Raw genomic sequence first — 19,392 nt, 5'->3', positions numbered from 1 at the left:
CCGCGCCATGCACGTGAAGCGCCTTGCTCTCGCCGCCCTGCCCGTCACGGCCGTCGCCGTGGCGATGGCCTGCTATTCCGAACCGGTGTACCCGGGCAACCAGGTGCTCGGCACCTTCCACTTCGAGGCGCGCCTGGATGCCGCACGCACCACATGCGACGCCTCGGTGCCGGACTTCGCGCAGCTGAATGACGCGGGCGTGTTCCTCTTCGAGGGCACCTTCTCGCGCGACACGGACGCGGGCACGGGCTACTTCACCGTGCAGAACTACTCGCGCAACGCGGCCTATACAGGGCAGGAGGCCATGTCCAACCTGCGGGCCGTCGCGCCGCGCGCCACGTGTGGCACGGGCTGCGAGGACTCCGCCATCGACGAGACGCTGAAGGTGACGCTCTTCAGCGACAGCCAGGCGCGCGCGCTCAACCGCGACTGCCGCCAGTTCGACGGAGGCATTCCCGACGGCTCGGTGCCGGGGCCCACGGAGAATGGCTACGACGTGTCGCTGGCATGCGGCTCGCTCACGGACGTCTTCCTGCCAGGCACCCGCAACTGCAATTGCCAGCCGACGACCTGTACGACGGTGTACACCGTGCAGGGAGAGCGGAGGGATTGATGGCGAAGCGCGCGGTGGTGTTGATTTCGGGGGGGCTGGATTCGACGACGTGCCTGGCCATGGCCAGGGCGAAGGGCTTCGAGCCTGTCTGTCTGGCGGTGGCCTACGGGCAGCGGCACGCCGTCGAGCTGGAGCAGGCGAAGAAGGTCGCCGCGGCCATGGGCGTGACGGACTTCCGGGTGGTGTCCATCGACCTGCGGCAGGTGGGCGGCTCCGCGCTGACGGCGGACATCGAGGTGCCCAAGGACCGGCCCGCGGACGAGATGAGCCACGGCATCCCCGTGACGTACGTGCCCGCGCGCAACGCGCTCTTTCTCTCGCTGGCGCTGGGGCTGGCGGAGGTGGTGGGCAGCACGGACATCTACATCGGCGTCAACGCGGTGGACTACAGCGGCTACCCGGACTGCCGGCCGGAGTTCATCCGCTCGTTCGAGGCGATGGCCAACCTGGCGACCAAGGCCGGCGTGGAGGGCGCGCGCTTCACCGTGCATGCGCCGCTGTCCGGCCTGACGAAGGCGGACATCATCCGCGAGGGCGTGAGGCTGGGCGTGGACTACGGGCTGACACACTCCTGCTACGACCCGGATGCCCAGGGCCGCGCGTGCGGGCGCTGTGACAGCTGCCTGCTGCGCAAGAAGGGCTTCGAGGAGGCGGGCGTCCCGGACCCCACGCGCTACACGGAGCCCGCATGACGCCGCGCGCGGGCTGGGGCGTGGTGGCCGCGCTGGGCCTCGTCTCCGGCGCCGCGCTCGCCGAGGACGCGGGGACGCCGAAGGCCGCCGCGCCGCTGGTGGATGCCACCACGGTGGTGGAGGACCTGGTCGTGGACCTGCGCTACGCGACGGAGGACAACTTCCTCAAGCGGAAGGTGTACCCGGACACGGCCCGCTGCCTGTTGCTGCCCGAGTCGGCGCAGCGGCTGAAGAAGGCCGCGGCCGCGCTGCGCGCCAAGGGCTACCGGCTGAAGGTGTACGACTGCTACCGGCCTCGCGCGGTGCAGTGGGAGATGTGGAAGATCATGCCGGTGCCCGGCTATGTCGCCAACCCTCGCACCGGCTCCAACCACAACCGGGGCGGGGCGGTGGACCTCACGCTGACGACGCTGGACGGCAAGGAGCTGGAGATGCCCACCCCCTTCGACACCTTCAGCCCCGCCGCGCACCACGGCTACGCCGGTGGCTCCGAGGCGTCGCGCAAGCACCGCGAAATCCTGCGGGAGGCCATGGAGGGCGCGGGCTTCAAGCGCAACCGCATGGAGTGGTGGCACTACGACCTGCCGGACGCGAGGAAGCGGCCGGTGCTGGACGTGCCCTTCTCACCTCCATGACATGATGAAACCATGATGAACGGAGGGCCCGCCTGCGGCACGCTGCAGGTACCTCCCCAGGGTGGTCACGGCGTGCGTGGCCCGGGATGGCACCCACCATGAAGCCCACCCTCTGCAATGCCCTCTGTGTCGTCCTTCTGCTGCTGGCCGCGCCAGCGCGGGCGGCGGGGATTCTCTCTGGCACCGTCGTGCATGCCAGCGACCGGAGCCCGGTTCCGGAAGTGCGCGTCACCGCCACCTCGTCGGTGCTGGCGGAGTCCCGCTCCACGGTGACGGACGCGCAGGGCGGCTTCCGGTTCCCCGAGCTGGCGGAGGGCGCCTATTCGCTCCGCTTCGAGAAGGAGTCGTTCCAGGCGCTTTCCCGGACGGACCTCGTGGTGAAGACGGGACAGGAGACGCGCGTGGAGGTGGCGCTCGCTCCCACGGCTCCGTCACGTCCCTCCGTCCTCGCGCCCACGCCGTCCGACAACGACCGCGAGCGAGCACCCGCGTGGACGTTGCAGCACCTGCCCGTGCTCGTGCCGGATGGTGCCTGGCAGACCGTCTATCGCGCGTCGCTGGGGAAGCCGGTGTCCGGCATCGAGACGCGCGGCTTCGGGGTGAACCCCACCATCGACACGGAGGAGTCGCGCGTCTCGGAGTTCCCCGTGGCCGTGGACACCGGCGCCTACGCCGTGGCGCGTGACTACCTGTCGCGCGACGTCCTGCCTGGCGAAGGCGTGGTACGGACGGAGGCCTTCATCAACAGCTTCAACCAGGGGAACGAAGGCGAGCCCTACGGCCCCTTCCAGCTCTACGTCGAGGGGTTCCCCTCGCCCAGCCGCAAGGGCTACCACGTGGTGCGAATCTCCGTGACGGCCCGCGAGGCCGTCCGCGAGGTGGGCGTCCAGGTGGAGTTCAACCGGCAGTCCGTCGCCCGCTATCGGCTGGTGGGGTACGAGTACCTGTCGCCGTCCCCCGAGCCGCTCGAGGCCGGCGACGAGACGGAGCTCTTCCCGCTGGCCGCCGGTCAAACGGTCACCGCCATCCACGAGGTGAAGCTGAGCGGTCCCGCCATCGCCTTCGGGATGCTCCGGGTCCGGTACGAGCAGGGCACCTCGACCAGCTGGCGCCGGGTGCAGATGCTGATGCCCTCCAGCACGCTGCGCTCCGACTACGGGCGGGCCACCGCGTCCACGCGGCTGGCGTACGTGGCCTCCGCCTTCGCGGAGAAGCTGCGGGGCTCCTTCTGGACACGCGCCCTGGACTGGCCCCGGCTGCTGGCGCTGTGGGACGGCATCGGGGAGCCGCTGCGCGGCCGGAAGGACGTGGTGGAGCTGGGGGCGCTCATCCGCAAGGCGCAGGCGTTGGACACGCGCAAGGACCGCTTCGAGCGGCTGGTGCCGGCGGGAAGCTCGGACTTCGACGACGTGCCCGCGCTGGGGAACTGAGCCGCACCCATGCTCCGCCGGTTGCTGCCGACCCTCATCGCGCTCCTGCTCGGCTTCGTCGGGCTGGCCTGGGGCCTGGGCTATCTCCAGCGCATCTTCGCCGCCGAGCGCGACGACGCGCAGGCCTCGCTCGACTCCCGTCGCGAGGCGCTGGAGCAGTACGCCCGCGCCTCCCTGGCCCAGTCGCTGCGAGACAGGCTCGAAGCGGCGCGCCCAGCCCTGGAGGCCGCCGCCCTGGATCCGCTCGCGCCCGCCGCGGGCCTCTATCTGCGCGAGCGGGGCACGCAGCTGCTGCCCCGGCTGGCCCTCCATGACACCGGCGACGACGCCCCCGCGAAGGCACGCTACGCGGGCCTGCGTGCTGGCACGGAGCGGGCCGACGAGCCGGAGGACCCCTGGGCGGAGCGGCTCGCCCTGATTCGCGAGGTGGACCGGGCCCTGGCGCGGGGCGACCGGCGCGCGTCCACGGTGGCGTTGATGGCGCTGCTCCAGCACCGCTCGCAGTACGTGCTCGCGTCCACGCGCGACGTGCCGGGCTTCCTGGTGGTGCTGGAGTCGCTGGCGGAGCGGGGCGACCCCGTACCCCAGTTGATGCACTCGCTGGTGCGCGACGGCCTGGCGGACGGCCGGGGAGGGCGGCTGGATGGGCTCCAGCGCTTGCTGCTCCTGCGCCGCGCGCGCTTCACGCCCGCGGACTTCGACTTCCTGCGCGAGCGCATCGCCGCGCTCTCCGCGAAGGTGGGCGCTCCGGTGGACGACTTCGAGGCTCGCGCCGCCGAGCTCGCCGCCGAGCCGCTGCCGCTGCCCCGGACGCTCCCAGGCCCCGCGCTGGTGCGCTCGGGGTGGTACCTGGAGCCGCGCGGCGGCAGCCACGTGCGAGGCGTGGCGGTGGACGCGGGCGCGCTGCTCCAGTCACTCACGCGGGAGATGCGGGAGCGCGGTCTGCTCGAAGCGGACGGGCAGGTGCGGCTGCTGGCGGACGCGGAGGTGCTGCCGTTGGAGGCGCTGCCCCTGTCCGTGGACACGCCGGAGTGGGCGCGGGCCCAGGGCGCGCTGGAGCGGCGCTACCGGCTGAAGACGGGCATGGTGGCCCTGTGCGCGGTGCTGGCCCTGGGCATCGCCGCGCTGGCCTTCGTGGCGCAGCACCGCAAGCTGCGCTTCCTCGAGCTGAAGAGTGACTTCGTGGCCACGGTGTCGCACGAGCTGCGCACGCCGCTGGCCTCCATCCGGCTGCTGGCGGAGACGCTGGAGTGGCGCCTGGCGGAGGGCACGGACGCGCGGGACTACCCGGCGCGCATCGTCCGGGAAGCGGATGGGCTGGGCTTCCTGGTGGAGAACCTGCTGTCCTTCAACCGCATCGACAAGGGCCGCTGGGTGCCCAGGCTGGAGCCGGTGCGCCTGGACGAGCTGGTGGCCCAGCTGCGCCGCGACCTGGAGGCCTGGTCCAAGGTGCCCGTGGAGCTGGAGGCGGATGTGGGGGAGCGAACCCTTCGCGCGGATGGCCAGCTCCTGCGCCTGCTCCTCTCCAACCTCGCGCGCAACGCCTGCGCCTACAACACCCGCAGCCCGGTGCGCCTGCGGGTGGAGGCCCTGGCGGATGGCCGGGTGCGCTTCTCCGACAACGGCGTGGGCATCCCCCGGGCCCAGTGGGAGCGCGCTTTCGAGGAGTTCGTCCGCCTGCCCGGCCAGGGCCACGACGCGCCCGGCAGCGGCCTGGGACTGGCCCTGTGCCGCCGCATCATGCGCGTGCACGGGGGCACGCTGCACGTGGCCGCTTCGAGTCCGGAAGGCACCACCTTCGAGCTTCGCTTTCCTCACACGGTGATGACATGACCTCATCCACTCCCGCGCTCCTCCTGGTGGAGGACGACGCCAACCTGCGACTCGCGCTGCGTGACAACCTGGAGAACCAGGGGGGCTACGCGGTGGAGGAAGCCACGTGCGTGCGCGCGGCGCGCGAGCACCTGGCCCGGCGCGACTTCCAGCTCATCCTGCTGGACGTGATGCTGCCGGACGGTGACGGCTACACCCTGTGCCGCGCGCTCCGGGAGGAGGGCGTAACGACGCCCGTGCTGATGCTCACCGCGCGCACCCTGGAGGACGACGTGGTGCGGGGCTTCGAGTCGGGCGCGCAGGACTACCTGGGCAAGCCCTACCGGCTGCGCGAGCTGCTGGCGCGCGTGGGGGCGCTGGTGCGCCGCTCCGGCGCGGCCCCGGTGAAGGGCCTGCGCTTCGCGGGCTACCGGTTGGACCTGGACCGCCGCAAGGTGGAGACGCCCGCGGGCACGCCGGTGGAGCTGACGCGGACGGAGTTCGACCTGCTCGCCTTCCTCGTGCGCGAGCGGGAGCGCGTGCTGCGCCGGGACGAAATCCTGGACGCGGTGTGGGGCCGCGACGTCGTCGTGGACCCGCACACCGTGGACAACTTCGTCTCCAGCCTGAAGAAGAAGCTGGGGTGGAACAGCACGTCCCGCTTCGCCATCCAGACGGTGCGCGGCGTGGGCTACCGGATGGAAATCGAAGCGGCCTGAGGTCAGCGCCGCGGGGTGCGGCGCGGCCGCTCGGCCCGCGCTCACGCCGCGTCGATGAAGGTGGGCGTCTGGGGCGCGTCCACCCGCAGCAGGCATGGGAGGCGACACGCCGCACGTCGCCGTCGGTGTCCAGGTCCACGCGCACCCGCGCGTCGGTGGCAACGGCTTGCGGCCCACGTGCCTGCCTCGCATCTTCGTGACGTAACTTCTGGCGTCCCACGGTGTTCCCCTTCTGTCATGCGACTGCTGCCTGTCGGATTCCTGGCGATTGCCGTGCTCTCATGCGCGGGCGGACCGCACCCCACGGCCACGGCGGCGCCGACGGCCATGGCGGAGCGGCCCGCCTTCGATGAGGCCCGCGCGGTCCACGTCCTGCGGAGGCTGGCGTTCGGGCCGTCCACGCAGGCGCTGGCGGACATGCGGCGTCTGGGCGTGGAAGGGTGGATGGAGTCGCAGCTCGCCCGGCCGGGGGCGCCCCTTCCCCCCGCGCTGGAGGCGAAGCTCCAGGAACTGCCCACGTTGACGATGTCCATGGCGGAGTTGGTGCGGGACTACCCGCCGCGGAAACAGCGGGAGCAAGCCCTGCTCGACGGCCGCGAGCCTCTGCGGCCCGCGCGCATCGTCATGGAGCAGTCCGCCGCCAAGCTGCTGCGGGCGGTGGAGAGCCCCAACCAGCTCGAAGAGGTGCTGGTGGACTTCTGGTTCAACCACTTCAACGTGTCCGCGGACAAGGGCGCGGTCCGGTGGATGGTGACGTCGTACGAGCGTGACGCCATCCGTCCGAATGTCTTCGGCCGCTTCCGCGAGCTGCTCGGAGCCACGGCCCGCCACCCGGCGATGCTCTTCTACCTGGACAACTGGCGCAGCACCCGCGACGGCATGCCCTCACGCCTGGAGGAGACGGCGCAGCCCGAGGAGGACGAGGAGCCCGAGGCGCCGAAGCCCGGCCTCAACGAGAACTACGCGCGCGAGCTGCTGGAGCTGCACACGCTGGGCGTGGACGGCGGCTACACGCAGCAGGACGTGCGCGAGGTGGCCCGCTGCTTCACCGGCTGGAGCATCCGCAAGCCCCGCAAGGCGCCCGCCTTCTTCTTCCGGCGACGGGCACACGACGCGGAGGACAAGACGGTGCTGGGGCAGCGCATCCCGGGCCAGCGGAGCATGGCGGACGGGGAGCAGGTGCTGGACCTGCTGGCGCGCCATCCCTCCACCGCGCGCCACGTGGCGACCCGGCTGGCGCGGCGCTTCGTCTCGGACACGCCGCCGCCCGCGCTGGTGGAGCGGGTGGCGAAGGTGTTCCTCGACTCGGAGGGGGACCTGCCCACCGTGTACCGCGCGCTCTTCCAGTCGCCCGAGTTCTGGGCGCCCGAGGCACGCGGGACGAAGGTGAAGACACCCTTCGAGTTCGTGGTGTCCGCGCTGCGGGCCACCCATGCGGAGCTGACGGTGCGTCCCAGGCTGGTGCAGTCACTGGCGAAGATGGGCGAGCCGCTCTTCCGGGCCCCGGCGCCCACGGGCTTCCCCGAGGTGGCCGAGCCGTGGGTGAACAGTGGCTCCCTGGTGGCCCGGCTCAACTTCAGCCTGGAGCTGGTCTCCGGCCGCATGCCGGGGACGCAGGTGGCGTTGAAGTCGCTGGCCACGCCCGCGACGCCCACCGAGGAGGGCTGGGTGGACGCGCTGGGCCACGCCCTGCTGGGCGCGCCGCCTTCGGACCAGACCCGGGCCACCATCCTGGAGGCCCTCTCCAAGCGCGCCGAGGCCGCCAGCGCGGTGGGCGAGCCGCGTCCCGTGGACGTCCCGCTCATCGCCGGGCTGCTGCTGGGCTCACCGGAGTTCCAGAAGCAATAGCGAAGCGTGCCCTCGGCTTCCGTGCCCGTGCATGCGGACGAAGCGGGGCGCCAGGGATGCAGTCGCGCCGTGCCCAAGACGAGCGCTCTGCTTCCTGCCCGCCCGCGCGAACGTGGCTTCGTGCGCAGGGGCACGGGCAGCAGGGCGGGCTGCCATCCAACCAAGGGGTGTTCTCTCCGCGGCCCTGCCTCCACTCGAGGAAGCGGTACTGCTCTAGCGTCCGCGATGGGTGGAATCTCTGGCGCCCCGCGCCGTTCTGGGCCGCCAATGAGTTCATCCTCGCAGCGCGATGCAGCACGCCGGACCGTGTGGAGGTCGGTCGCGTTACGGCGGCACGTCTTCCATCGGAGGAGGGGGTTTGAGCCGGAGCAGGGGCCTCTCAGCTTGGATGGGCTCGTGGGACCGCTGCCTGGCACGGGAGAAGGCGGCTGGCGGCACGGCTCCCCCCGGCGGCTCGCCGCGCCGGCGTGGGTGCTCCTGATGCTCGCGCTCCTGACGGGCTGCCCGATCGCGGAGAACTACACCGATGAAGCCGGACCGAGGTACAGCGGAGATTATCGAGCGCCCGGTCCTGTCGCCACGCAGGCGGCCTCCTCGCTCACGGTCGTGACGTTCAACCTCGCCTTCGCGGAGAACGTCACCGAGGCCATCACCGCACTCCAGCGCACGCCACTCTCGGAGGCGGACGTCATCGTGATGCAGGAGATGGATGCCACCGCGGTGGATCGCATCGCGAAGGAGCTCGGGCTGGCCTACGTCTATTACCCCGCATCGGTGCAGGTGGATGGCGGTGACTTCGGCAACGCGGTGTTGAGCCGGTGGCCCATCACCACGGACCGGAAGGTCCACCTGCCCCATGACGACCCGTACCACCAGCAGCGCCGCATCGCCGTCATCGCGACGCTGGACATCGGCGGGACGCCTGTCCAGGCGGTCTCCGCGCACAATGCGACGCCCATCGTCGGGCTCGGTGGGCGGCTCGACCAGGCGGAGACCATCATCGACGCGGTCGACGGAATGGGGCCCGTGCAAGTCATTGCTGGTGACTTCAACACCTCCGACCCGGGCAGCCTCGAGCAGGTCGTGAAGCTGTTCTCGGGGCGTGGATTTCAATGGGCCTCTGAGGGCGTGGGGGACACCGTGGATTCGGTGATTGGCGGCTTCCCGCTCGACTTCGTCTTCGCCCGAGGACTGTCGCCGCTGGAGCGCGGCGTGGACAGGCGGCCCGCCGGAAGCGACCACCACCCCGTCTGGGTTCGCTTCGCGTGGCCGCCATGACGCAGCGGCACGTCATGAAGGCACTGTGGGCCAGTGGGGTTCTCGTCTGCACTTCCGGCTGCCTCGGCGGAGTGCGGAACCTCGGCGCGGCGACGACTCCCGTCGGGACGACCGACGTGGGCGTCTCCCTGAATGCGATTGCCTTCGAGCGCGGCCGGGAGCGGGCCTATCTGCCCATGCCGGAGCTCACCTTCCGCAAGGGGGCAGGTGAGAACTGGGATTGGGGCGGTCGTCTCACGCTCCTGGGGCTCGAGCTCGGGACCCGGCATCGGCTCCTCGACACGCCATCGTGGACGGTGTCGCTCGCTCCGAGCGCGGGCGTCTGGTACGTGCCCGTCACCAACAACTACACCGAACCGGTCAACCTCCGTCTCGGTGGACAGGCACTGGTCGACTATCGGCTGGGGCGAGCCTGGACCCTCACGGGAGGCGCCTCGCTGATGGGGTCCGTCGCGGGACCGCTCACCATGTTCCAGGGCCGCTTCGCCGGCACGCACCTGCTGGCCTCGCCGGGCGGCTCACTGGGCATCGCGTACCGACTGAGCCCGTCTCTCGAAGTCCGAGCGGAGGGCGGCTTCGAGCTTCCCTTCGACCTCGGTGGGGGTCGCCGTCAGATGGCGGGCCACGCCGGGCTGACGTTCCGCTGGCGACGCGCCGATGGGGGCCGCGCTCGGGCTCGCGTGCCTCGGCCTGCTCCAGCGCGCCGAGCTCCGTGACAGCCGGCGCCCCCACGCCCGGGGCGCCGACGCTCCGGCCGGGACCCGTGGAGGCGCGGCCTTCCAGCCCATTACCGGACAGACGAAGGTCCATACACCAGGGGCCTGAAGCGAGGCTTGACCTTGACACGGGTGTCAGGCGCTAGCGTCCGTTTCCAGGAGAGCGAGATGAACATTGGTGAACTTGCCCTGCGCACGGGGTGCAGTGCGCGCTCCATCCGGCACTACGAGAAGGCGGGGCTCCTCTCGTCGCAGCGCCGCGAGAATGGCTATCGGGATTTCGACGCGGAGGCGGTGCAGCGGGTGATGCAGGTGGCCCACTTCATCCGAATGGGCTTTTCCCTGAAGGACATCTCCACGTTTCCGCGCTGCATGCTCCGTGAGGCGACGCGAGCCGTCTGCCCGGATGCGCTCGCACTCCACCGCGAGCGGCTGGCGGAGCTCGACCTTCAGATTCAGGAGCTCGCGAGTCGCCGCGAGCGGCTCGCCCGGTCTCTCGACGCGAATGCGCACACCCGTCCCCTTCATCGGATGAGGCACCCATGAACCGCCGTGACGTGATGACGAGCGCCCTCATCGGAGCGGGGATGCTCCCGATGCGGAACGCCTTCGCCGCCGCTGCCCGCGGCCAGGGTCCACGACGCGCCTTCCTCCTGGTGCATGGTGCGTGGCACAACGCCCTGCACTGGACGCGCGTCGCGGAGGCGCTCTCCGCGCGGGGACATCAAGTCATGGCCATCGACCTTCCCGGCCATGGTCTCAACGCCCGCTTCCCCAGCGCCTACGTGACGGGCAATGCGGCGGGGCTTGGCGAGGAGCGCTCGCCCCTGGCGGAGGTCACGCTGGAGGACTGCGCTGCCGCGGTGGTGGCTGCCCTGGAGAAGCTGCGCCGCGGGGCTGGTGGAGCGAAGCCCGTGCTCGTGGGACACAGCGCGGGCGGCACCGTCATCACCCGAGCAGGAGAGCTGGCGCCCCAGCTCATGGGCCGGCTCGTCTATCTGAGCGCGTATTGCCCGCTGCGCCTGGGGAGCGCCAGTGGATATGGGGCACTGCCCGAGGCGCGCACGGGCTACGGCGAGGCGCTCTTCCAGGGTGACCCGGCGAAGCTGGGGGCAGTGCGCATCAACCCACGCGGCAGCCTCGCCTACCTGGAGTCCCTCCGAGAGGCGTACTATCAGGACGTGCCCCGGGCGGCCTTCATGCCCTTCGCACTCAGCCTGACGCCGGACCTTCCTCTATCGCTGTGGACGTCGAAGGTCGGCGCGACGAAGGAGCGCTGGGGCCGCATTCCCCGCAGCTACATTCGCTGCGCCCAGGACCGGGCGCTGGCTCCCGCCCTCCAGGACCTGATGATTCGCGAGGCCAACGCCTTCACGCCCGGAAACGCCTTCACTGTCGACACCTTGGAGTCCTCACACTCGCCGTTCGCATCCCAACCGGAGCAGCTCGCCGCGCTCCTGGATGGCCTGCGCTGATGCGGACGCTGGCTGTGCCCGGACGCGGGGGCGTTGCCGGCTCAGTGCATGCGGCGCTGAATGGCCGGAGCGGTTCGTCGCGGTCATCGGTGTTGGCCCGCGTGCCTGGCGCTGCATTGTAAGCTCCTGGGTTCCATGTGCGGAGCGGCCTGCAACTTTCGCCGTGGGCGGGCGTTGGAGGATGGGCACCTGCCGCTGCGGAGGTCCCACATCGATTCTCTGGAGTGCCAGAAGTCATGAGCACGTTGCTGACTCGCCGCCATCTCTTGCGCGCCCTGGGCGTGTCGGGCGCGGCCTTCGCCATGGTGCCCGGCTTCCTCGGACGGGCGCTCGCGGCCAGTCCACCCGCATCCGCGCGTCGCACCCTGGTGACGGTCTTCCTGCGTGGAGGCGCGGACGGGCTCTCGCTGGTGCCGCCGGTGGAGGACGCGGCGTATCACCGGGCACGGCCCACGCTGGCGCTGAAGGCCACGGGGCCGGATGCCGCATTGAAGCTGTCGGGGCCCTTTGGCCTGCATCCAAGGCTGGAGGCGCTGATGCCGCTGTGGCGGGACGGCCGGCTGGCGGTACTTCACGGCGTGGGGCTGCCAGAGCCCGTGCGTTCCCACTTCGACGCGCAGGACTTCGTGGAGTCCGGTACGCCGGGGCGCAAGTCCACGCCCGATGGCTGGCTCAATCGCTCGCTGGATGAGGCGGAGGGCGCCGCGCTCCGGGCGGTGGCGCTACAGCCCACGCTGCCCCGGGCCCTGTTCGGAGATGCTGGCGCCGTGGCGATGGGGCGCCTGGAGGAGTTCCGGCTGCGTGGCGGACGCAGAGGCGAGGAGGCCACGCGGGGGTTCAGCGCGCTCTATGCGGGTGCCGTGGACGAGGCGCTGCGCACGACGGGGCAGAGCGCTTTCGAGGCGATGTCCCAGCTCGACGAGGACCGGCTGGCGAAGCTGCCTTCACGCACGCAGGTGGCGTACCCGAAGGGGCAGCTCGGGCAGCGGCTGCGGGACATCGCGCGGCTCATCCACGGTGAGGTGGGGCTGGAAGTGGCGGCCACCGAGCTTGGCGGTTGGGACACACACGCTGCCCAAGGGGGCGCGACGGGCGCGTTTGCCAACCGCTGCCAGGAGCTGGGCGGTGCCCTGTCCGCCTTCGCCGAGGACCTGGGACCCCGGTTGGAGCAGGTGACAGTGGTGGTGCTGACCGAGTTCGGCCGCACGGTGCGCGAGAATGGCAGCCGCGGCACGGACCATGGCGTGGGCAGCGCGATGCTGGTGCTGGGGGGCGGCGTGAAGGGCGGCAAGGTGTACGGGCGCTTCGAGCCGCTGGAGACGGACCGGTTGCAGGACGGCCGCGACGTCCCCGCGTGGACGGACGTGCGCGCTCCGCTGGCGGAAGCCCTGCGCGCCTGCCGACCCGGTGTGTCATTGGCGAAGGTGTTCCCTGGCTTCACGCCACCCGCATCCTTGGGCTTGTTCGGTTAGAGGCAGCACTTCTTCTGCCTCAATGCTTGGACGAGACAGCCCTGGTGCCGCCGTGGACACGGCTGCGTCACGGCACCTGGTTGCGTTTGACTCACAGGGGGCTGTGTTGCCTGTTTGACATATCGGCTGTATGCTCCAGGACGCGTCGTGGGGGCGGTGGCGTGTCACGTCAAGGCTGTCCGAGGGGGAAGCGTGAAGGGCCTCATCCGGTGGATGGCATTTCTTCCTGTCCTGACATTGCTGGCATGTGTGGAGGACCGCTCGGCACCAGCGAGCAAGCTGGTGACGCGGCTTCCCGCCGAGCAACCCCTCCAATTGAGACCTGAGCAGGAGGGCGTGTTCGTCGTTCAGGCCTTGAATGATGACGCCTATGCGGTGGACGACGTCCAGGTCGTGTTCCTCGAGCTGGATGACTCCCGATTCGAGCTCCTCGACGCCCAGGACTCGGGGCCCTTGGTTGGCACGACAGGCTTTGACGAAGGGACGGGACTGCGAGGCGCCGCGCGTCTCCGGTTCCGCGTGAAGCCGGATGCGCCGTATGGCGTCGCTCAGCTCGCGGCCTCGCTGGCCCGGCCCGAAAATCTGGGGGAGCCAGATGCGTCCCCCTCCGCCAGTCTGGCCCAGGTCACGGTGGAAATCGTTCCCGATATCTCGAAGGTCCGGCTCACGCCCTTTCCGGTGGAGCCCGTTGTCTTGAAGGTGGGGGAGACCGAAGCGCAACACATCTATGTGCAAGCCGTGGATGACCAGTCACAGCCCATCAACAACCTGGATATCTATGCGGAGGTCTTTGGCGGGGTGGATTCGCCGGTGGCGCTGATGGAGGGCGATGCCGCGCAGGCTCGCTCCACACGGACGACCACGGCGAACATCGTCATGGGGATGGTGACGGTGGGCGTGGTTCGGTGGGAGGTCCGCCTGAAGGGCGCCGTGACGGCCCCCACGACCGCGCAGGTGCGTTTCGGGCTGGTCGGCAGCGGAGGCACAGGGGCGGAATCACGGATCGGCAAGTTCGACATCCAGATTCTCCCTGCCGAGGAGGCGCCCGCGCCATGAGCACGCTTCGCATGACGCTGTGCAAGCGGGTGTGGATTCTCCCCGCTGTGCTGATGTTCCTCTCGAGCGGAGCCCTCGCCGGAGGGTCAGGGACGGATGAAGCGCCCGCGCGAGGTGAGCTGGGACCCGCGCTGTGCAAGCTCTTCGAGAGCGGCACGCGCGGATACACCCTGCGATGTCCCAAGCGCGTGGACCCCTTCCGAGGTGAAAACACGCGGCTCCAAGCAACGTACACGATAGGGGGCGGTGAGCCCACGCAGGCGGAAGCCTTCGGGGATGCCACCTCCTGGATGGTGCATATCTCGGAGCGCGTGCTTCCGGGAGACAAGGTCCGTGTCGGGCTCACCTACTATTTCACCCCATCCGAGGATGTGAAAAGGGCGCTCAAGGAGGAGTTGAAGCAGTTCGACCTGACCGTGCTGAAGAAGATCGACCAGGCACTGCACGACCACAAGGGAGACTGGAAGTCGAACGCCTCCATCAACCCGGATGAGCTCAAGTTCGAGTTGCTCAAATCCGCGCGCTTGAGGGATGACACCCGAACCATTCCCGCGCTGCTCACGTTTTTTGGGTTCAAGCAGAGCGCATCCACCCAGCGGTGGGTTCCAACGGATGAGACGTTGATCCGCCTCAACCTGGAGGCTCAGCAGGAAGTCGAATCAGGCCTGCTCACAGACGCAGGGCTCGCCACGTTCAAGGCGGGGGCCAAGACCTGTCTCGGGCTGCTCAAGGAAGGGGCTCTGGGTGAGACGCCTCAGGCGCTCATTGGCACTGCCGCTCGCTGCCTGGAGAAGGCTGCGTCAATGACGCCACCGCCAGACGGCGCTTCGGTCGAGGACACGTGCCAGGAGCGCCTCAGCGAACATGCCGACGAGGTGAAGAACCTGGCGGCAGACGTTTCGGGCAAGGCCATTTCGGAAGTGTCCAGTGATTTGGGGCGCACTCTGGACCCAGGCGCAAAGGGTGGCTGTTCCAACGAAGCGCTCAAGGCATTGGAGTCAGCGAGAAGCCTGCTCACGGTCGCCCATCATCTGGAAGCCGTTGACCAGGCGGAGGCCGCGCATGACGCCCGCGTGGAAGAGATGGCCGCGGTGGTCGTGGTCACCGCCGAATTGGCGGATGGGCATGAGGACATCCTGGAGGCAGAGGCGGAGCGGCGGGGGTACTCGCTGTCCTCGGGGGCCGTCTATCTCACGAGGATGAATGACCTCGTGTATCCCGTCGCGGTCTCCGTGTGTCCTGCCGGCTGCCTCCGAGGTGATGAGCAGTTCTGGTTCGACGCGAAGCGCTTCGCGCGTTCTCTCTCCGCGGAGATTGGCGTCGCGGCCGTGACCGCGGACAACCATGGTGATGCGCGGCGACGGGGAGGGCCAGGGTTCCTCCTGGGGGTGAGCTGGCAGGTGCTTGCCCCCTTCAAGCTCAGCGGGGGGACCTTGTTCTTCGAGAACCAGGAGAATCGAGGCTGGCAGTTCGATGGCTTCGTGGGCGTCACGCTCGATGCGGCCAAGGCTGTCGAGATGATGGGGCTCCTGGGCATCGCGGTACCGGTACAGCTCAAGAGCAAAGGGTCCACTCCCGCTGACGCAACCTCCTCTCGCTAGGAGTCGACATGGTGGCCATCCGAATCATCCCATTGTTCCTCAAGAGCGGGACCCCTTTCCCAGCCCAGGTGATGCGCGCCACGAGCGGCGATGTCACCCTGACGCTCGAGGTCGACGGCCAGCGTCGGGACGTCGCGGTCAACGACAGCCATACTCAGGCAAGCGTCACCGTCCGTGTGTCAGGCGGCGCACCAAACATTGTCCAGGTGACGGACTGGGGGGCCGCGGCCGTGGGGAGCCGCGTCACGTTGTTCGTGGCGACACCTGAAGGGGCGACGGATTCCTGGACGGCCAGGGTCGGCACTTGAGGCCGGGCCATGTGCGCGACAGGGGAGCGGCACGGCTCCACCGCTCCCCTGAAGCTGTGGTCCTGGCGTCAGTTCACGACCCGCGATGCATCAGGCGCAGCAGTGCGAGGTCCCGCAGGGGGTGAAGAGACAGGTGCGCTGGGCGGGCGTGGGGTTGCTGGGGCAGGTGGACTCGGTGTCGCCGCCGGTGATGAAGGCCAGCGTCGCGTCGTCCAGCTCCATGACGGAGGCGGGGCTGGCGGGCAGCGCGGCGCGCTCCGCGTCAGACAGGCTGTCGTAGTAGTCAGCGTCACGCCAGGCGCGGAGAATGTGCTTCTTGTCGCTGTGGCTCATGGTGCTGCTCCTCTTGGGTTGTGGAGGGACTGCCCGCGGACCGCCAACCCTTGCGGTTCCGGAGTTCAGGTGGCGCCACCGAGAGCAGGTCAGGCACCCGCTCCGGTGCTGCGAGGCGCGCCAGTCCGTAGGTGATGCCCGAAAGGCCAGCCATCAGCCCGGGGGTCTCGATGCTGCCAGGGAGCCCGTGTAGCGGGCCGTGCGCGTCGATGCCGTGCAGGATGCCGCCCGCGAGGCGGTAGGTCTGGCGCAGGAGCGCGTCGTCGCGCAGGGCGCGTGCCGCCTCCAACAAGAAGAGCGCGTTGCCCAGGTCCCCATGGCACAGGCCATGGTTGAAGCCGAAGCCCTTCTCGCGCGTGACATGCACCGCCGCGGCAATCTCCTCGCGCACCCGGGCATCATCGAGCAGCGGCAGTCCTGCCACCCGCGCGAGCCCGATGCCCGGGGCGCCGTTGCACCAGCCGTACATGAAGCTCGGGCCTTCGCCTCCGTGCGTGCCGGTATCGGCGCGCAGGTCGGGCCAGTTGCTCGCCTCGGGAGAATAGAGGCTTCGCTCGTACTCCAGCGCGGCGAGCGCCGTGTCCCGGAACCGCGTCTCTCCCGTGGCGGCGGACAACCTCAGCAGCGCCAGGGCGATGCCCGCGGCGCCATGTGACAGCCCACAGAGGGCCTGTCCTCCGGACGCGGGGGAAGGCCAGCCTACGCCGTGTGCCTGGGGCACGGCGCGCTGGACCAGCCGTTCTCCACAGGTCCGCGCGACATGGAGCGCCTTCTCGGACGGGCGCTGCGCCAGGAATGCGATCACCGCGAGGATGCCGCCCGCGCACCCCGCGCCCAGGTCCAGGTGTTCGTCCTGCGCCGCGCCTGAGGCGAGGGGCTCCAGGAGTGTCCCCGCGCTCTCCAACAGCGAGTCATCCCGCCACAGGGCACCCAGGTGCGTCAGTGCATAGAGGATTCCGCCCCAGCCATTGAGGATGCCGATTCCGCTCACCTGTGCGGGAGCCACTTCCAATCGCCACGTCAGGTGGCGCACCGCGCCCCGTGCCGCGCGGGTGAACCGCTCCTCGGCCGTGAGGGCGCCCAGGTAACCCAGCGCCAGCGCGATGCCAGGGAGCCCCTGGTACAGGTCCGCGCCGGCCTGTGAGAGCAGCAGCTCCTTCGACGGCGTGAAGTCGAGCGACAGCCAGTGGGAATGTCCCGCGCCGGAGAAGGACAGGGCCACCAGCCGCTCGCTCAGGCGTCGCGCCGTCGTCAGCAGCGCGTCCGGGTGGGCGGGCTCGGAAGCCTCGCGGAACGGATAGCTGGGACGCGCGCCGGGAGTGTTCGCCAGCCGGACCCGGTCCAGCGCGCTGCTCAGCAGGGCTCGCTGCCGCAGATGGTCATCGGGTGACAGGCCTTCCACCCGCCGCCGCGCGCGCTCCAGGCCGGTGTCGTCGAAGAAGTGGGGAAGCTGCCGGCCCGCGCCCGACCACAAGTCCCTTGAGCCGGGCAGGGTGGTGAAGTGAGGCACGTCGCCGCGCTGGAGCTCCTCCTGCTCCAGGGGGATGAGGGCGTCCAGGTCGGGGCGCTCCTTCACGGCGAGCCAGAGGTGGTCGAAGAAGCGCTGCCGGTCCAGCGCATCCCCCAGGGCGTGGGGATGCAGGCTTTCATGGAGCAGGGCGCCGTAGCTCGTGGTGTCGCGGAAGAGCACGCGCACGGGCGCGTCCGCGAAGGCCATCAGCGGACCACCGGGCGCGAGCAGCGCGTCACGGTGGTCCACCAGCAGCTGGTACATGTGTGAGAAGCCTTCGGTGAGCGCTTCCGCGTGCTCCAGCGCGGAGACGTCCTGACCCTCCAGCCGGGGGCGGTTGGCCGCGCCGGGAATCTCCAGTCGTCGTCGCTCGAAGCGGAGCCGGTCCGTGCCGTGCTCCGTCGGCATCAGGTAGCCCAGCGGCGTGAGCTGGCTCGCGCCGGCGCCCAGCGCGCTGAAGTCCACCTCGGTGCCATCGCGCGAGCGCCAGACGGGCTGGGGCAACAGCCCACTCTTGAGCACGGTGCCATCCAGCACCGCGCCGGGCTGAGCCTCCACGTTCCGCAGGGAGCGGGCGAGCGTGTACGGGTGGAAGAGCGTCTCCAGGTCCACCAGCACGGGGTGCTCTCCCGCCGCGAGGAGGTTCTCGTAGTGGATGTCGATGGCGTCCATCGCGTACATCAGCGCGATGAGCCCGCCCTGACGCAGGTGGAAACGCCGCACCGCTTCGGACGAATGGCAGGGCGCGGCCTGCACGAACTCCATCCAGCCGTACCCGTCCCGGAGAAGCACCTCCACCGTGCGCAGCGGCGGCGTGAGTCCTCGCGCATTCAGCCAGACGAGGAGCTGCTGGAACGCGGCCTCCGCGGCGAGCGGCCGGGGCTTGTACACGAGCCGCAACCCGGAGCTGAAGCGCAGCACGCAAACGCTGCGCCCTCCCCGGTGCGGGTCCGACAGGCCCCCTTGGATGTCCACCAGCGCGCCCGGCGCGGTGCCACCGTGGAAGTGGCGCCCCAGCGCGTCGGCGTCCCTGGCCAGCCGCTGCATCAGCTCCAGGCTCGCGCTCTCCCAATGCTCGATGCGCTCTACGGCCTGACGCGCGAGCACTGGGTAGCGGGCAAGGATGTCGAGCGCCACCTCCCGGCGCCGGAGCTGGCGAACGAAGTCCTGGAAGCGCTCTTCCGAGGTGGCCCCCTGGAGCTGGCCCTCGAGCTGGGCCGCCTGCAGCTCCACCGCCAGCGTGCGGCCCAGGAGCGGCATCAGCGTCCGGGGAAGCGGTGTGAGCAGCATGTGGGCCGCGCTCGCCGGTTCGAAGGGCGCGCCGGGTGTCTCCTGCTGGCATTCGCTCAGGGCGGACACGAGCCGGGCATGTGCGGCGCTGACGAGCGGCTCCACCAGCGCGAGGAGCGCCGCACCCGGTGGGGCGGGTCGCGGCCATTCCAGCGGGGCGGCCACGTCGGCGGAGTAGGCGCATTCAATGGCATGCAGCCATGGCGGAGGGCCGCCCATGCGCGCGTGCAAGGACTCTGGAGATTCGCCCAGCAGGGTGTGCAGCTCCTGCTCGGTGATGCCCGAGGTTCGCAGCCGCTGGGCCCAGACCGCGTCGCGCGTGAGGGGCTCCTGCCGGCGCCAGCGCTCCAGGCGCCGCATCGCGCGGGCCGCGTCCACGGAGGCGGGCGTGCCGAGCTCGCGCAAGGACGGAAGCCGCTCCTCCAGGAAATGGCCCAGCACCCACGGAGACATCACGCCTGCTCCAGTCCGAGCCTGGGCCCGGGATGTTCGAGTCTCTGAACGGCGTGTCGAGGACGAAGCTGCTCAATGCCTATCGTGCACCTTCAATGCCGCATCTGCCAGGGGCATCGAGGGTGAGTCTGCCATTCGGCCTGACGGCGCG

The 19,392-nt window shown here is 70.2% G+C and carries 17 protein-coding genes; 15 read left to right on the top strand and 2 right to left on the bottom strand.

Annotated features, from left to right (window positions below):
• The first annotated feature begins 7 nt into the window (after positions 1–7).
• From VZL07_RS08755 to VZL07_RS08685, 15 genes are all read left to right on the top strand, one after another.
• Positions 8–613: a hypothetical protein gene (locus tag VZL07_RS08755; protein ID WP_426754898.1), complete on the top strand. Its 606-nt coding sequence runs from the start codon at positions 8–10 to the stop codon at positions 611–613.
• Positions 613–1,305, top strand: coding sequence for a 7-cyano-7-deazaguanine synthase QueC (gene queC, locus VZL07_RS08750; RefSeq protein ID WP_426754897.1), 693 nt, complete (start codon positions 613–615; stop codon positions 1,303–1,305). The genes VZL07_RS08755 and queC overlap by 1 nt, the downstream gene beginning before the upstream one ends.
• Positions 1,302–1,940, top strand: coding sequence for a D-alanyl-D-alanine dipeptidase (gene ddpX, locus VZL07_RS08745; RefSeq protein WP_426754896.1), 639 nt, complete (start codon positions 1,302–1,304; stop codon positions 1,938–1,940). The genes queC and ddpX overlap by 4 nt, the downstream gene beginning before the upstream one ends.
• A gap of 98 nt (positions 1,941–2,038) precedes the next feature.
• Positions 2,039–3,370, top strand: a complete 1,332-nt coding sequence (locus tag VZL07_RS08740; RefSeq protein WP_426754895.1) for a YfbK domain-containing protein — start codon at positions 2,039–2,041, stop codon at positions 3,368–3,370.
• Between the two features lie 9 nt (positions 3,371–3,379).
• Complete coding sequence (locus VZL07_RS08735) at positions 3,380–5,203, top strand: sensor histidine kinase (RefSeq protein WP_426754894.1); 1,824 nt, start codon at positions 3,380–3,382, stop codon at positions 5,201–5,203.
• Positions 5,200–5,901: a response regulator transcription factor gene (locus VZL07_RS08730; RefSeq protein WP_426754893.1), complete on the top strand. Its 702-nt coding sequence runs from the start codon at positions 5,200–5,202 to the stop codon at positions 5,899–5,901. The genes VZL07_RS08735 and VZL07_RS08730 overlap by 4 nt, the downstream gene beginning before the upstream one ends.
• Before the next feature lie 237 nt (positions 5,902–6,138).
• Positions 6,139–7,749 carry a DUF1800 domain-containing protein gene (locus VZL07_RS08725; RefSeq protein ID WP_426754892.1) on the top strand — a complete coding sequence of 537 codons (1,611 nt, stop codon included), beginning with the start codon at positions 6,139–6,141 and terminating at the stop codon, positions 7,747–7,749.
• 396 nt (positions 7,750–8,145) lie between these two features.
• Entirely contained in the window at positions 8,146–9,027 is an 882-nt protein-coding gene (locus VZL07_RS08720; protein ID WP_426754891.1) for an endonuclease/exonuclease/phosphatase family protein, read from the top strand.
• Positions 9,028–9,143: 116 nt separating this feature from the next.
• The gene (locus VZL07_RS08715; protein ID WP_426754890.1) at positions 9,144–9,743 is read left to right on the top strand and encodes a hypothetical protein; all 600 of its coding nucleotides are present in this window, start codon (positions 9,144–9,146) and stop codon (positions 9,741–9,743) included.
• A gap of 168 nt (positions 9,744–9,911) precedes the next feature.
• Entirely contained in the window at positions 9,912–10,289 is a 378-nt protein-coding gene (locus tag VZL07_RS08710) for a MerR family transcriptional regulator (RefSeq protein WP_426754889.1), read from the top strand.
• Complete coding sequence (locus VZL07_RS08705) at positions 10,286–11,218, top strand: alpha/beta hydrolase (protein ID WP_426754888.1); 933 nt, start codon at positions 10,286–10,288, stop codon at positions 11,216–11,218. The genes VZL07_RS08710 and VZL07_RS08705 overlap by 4 nt, the downstream gene beginning before the upstream one ends.
• A 236-nt stretch (positions 11,219–11,454) precedes the next feature.
• Positions 11,455–12,690: a DUF1501 domain-containing protein gene (locus tag VZL07_RS08700; protein ID WP_426754887.1), complete on the top strand. Its 1,236-nt coding sequence runs from the start codon at positions 11,455–11,457 to the stop codon at positions 12,688–12,690.
• A gap of 336 nt (positions 12,691–13,026) precedes the next feature.
• A complete protein-coding gene (locus VZL07_RS08695) occupies positions 13,027–13,746 on the top strand; it encodes a hypothetical protein (RefSeq protein WP_426754886.1) in 720 nt (239 codons plus the stop codon).
• Positions 13,747–14,036: 290 nt separating this feature from the next.
• Positions 14,037–15,347: a hypothetical protein gene (locus VZL07_RS08690; RefSeq protein WP_426754885.1), complete on the top strand. Its 1,311-nt coding sequence runs from the start codon at positions 14,037–14,039 to the stop codon at positions 15,345–15,347.
• 8 nt (positions 15,348–15,355) lie between these two features.
• Positions 15,356–15,655: a hypothetical protein gene (locus VZL07_RS08685; protein WP_426754884.1), complete on the top strand. Its 300-nt coding sequence runs from the start codon at positions 15,356–15,358 to the stop codon at positions 15,653–15,655.
• Between the two features lie 90 nt (positions 15,656–15,745).
• Here the strand turns inward: VZL07_RS08685 and VZL07_RS08680 are convergent, their stop codons facing one another.
• Both VZL07_RS08680 and VZL07_RS08675 read right to left on the bottom strand, forming a co-directional pair.
• Positions 15,746–15,988, bottom strand: a complete 243-nt coding sequence (locus tag VZL07_RS08680; RefSeq protein WP_426754883.1) for a mersacidin/lichenicidin family type 2 lantibiotic — start codon at positions 15,986–15,988, stop codon at positions 15,746–15,748.
• Complete coding sequence (locus VZL07_RS08675) at positions 15,945–19,241, bottom strand: type 2 lanthipeptide synthetase LanM family protein (protein ID WP_426757265.1); 3,297 nt, start codon at positions 19,239–19,241, stop codon at positions 15,945–15,947. Before VZL07_RS08675 ends, VZL07_RS08680 begins: the two co-directional genes overlap by 44 nt.
• Positions 19,242–19,392 lie beyond the last annotated feature (151 nt).

The organism is Pseudomyxococcus flavus, from assembly GCF_050038885.1.
Lineage (GTDB): Bacteria > Myxococcota > Myxococcia > Myxococcales > Myxococcaceae > Myxococcus > Myxococcus flavus.
Note: the sequence above shows the minus strand (reverse complement) of the source record. Positions and strands in the feature narration are given on the sequence as shown.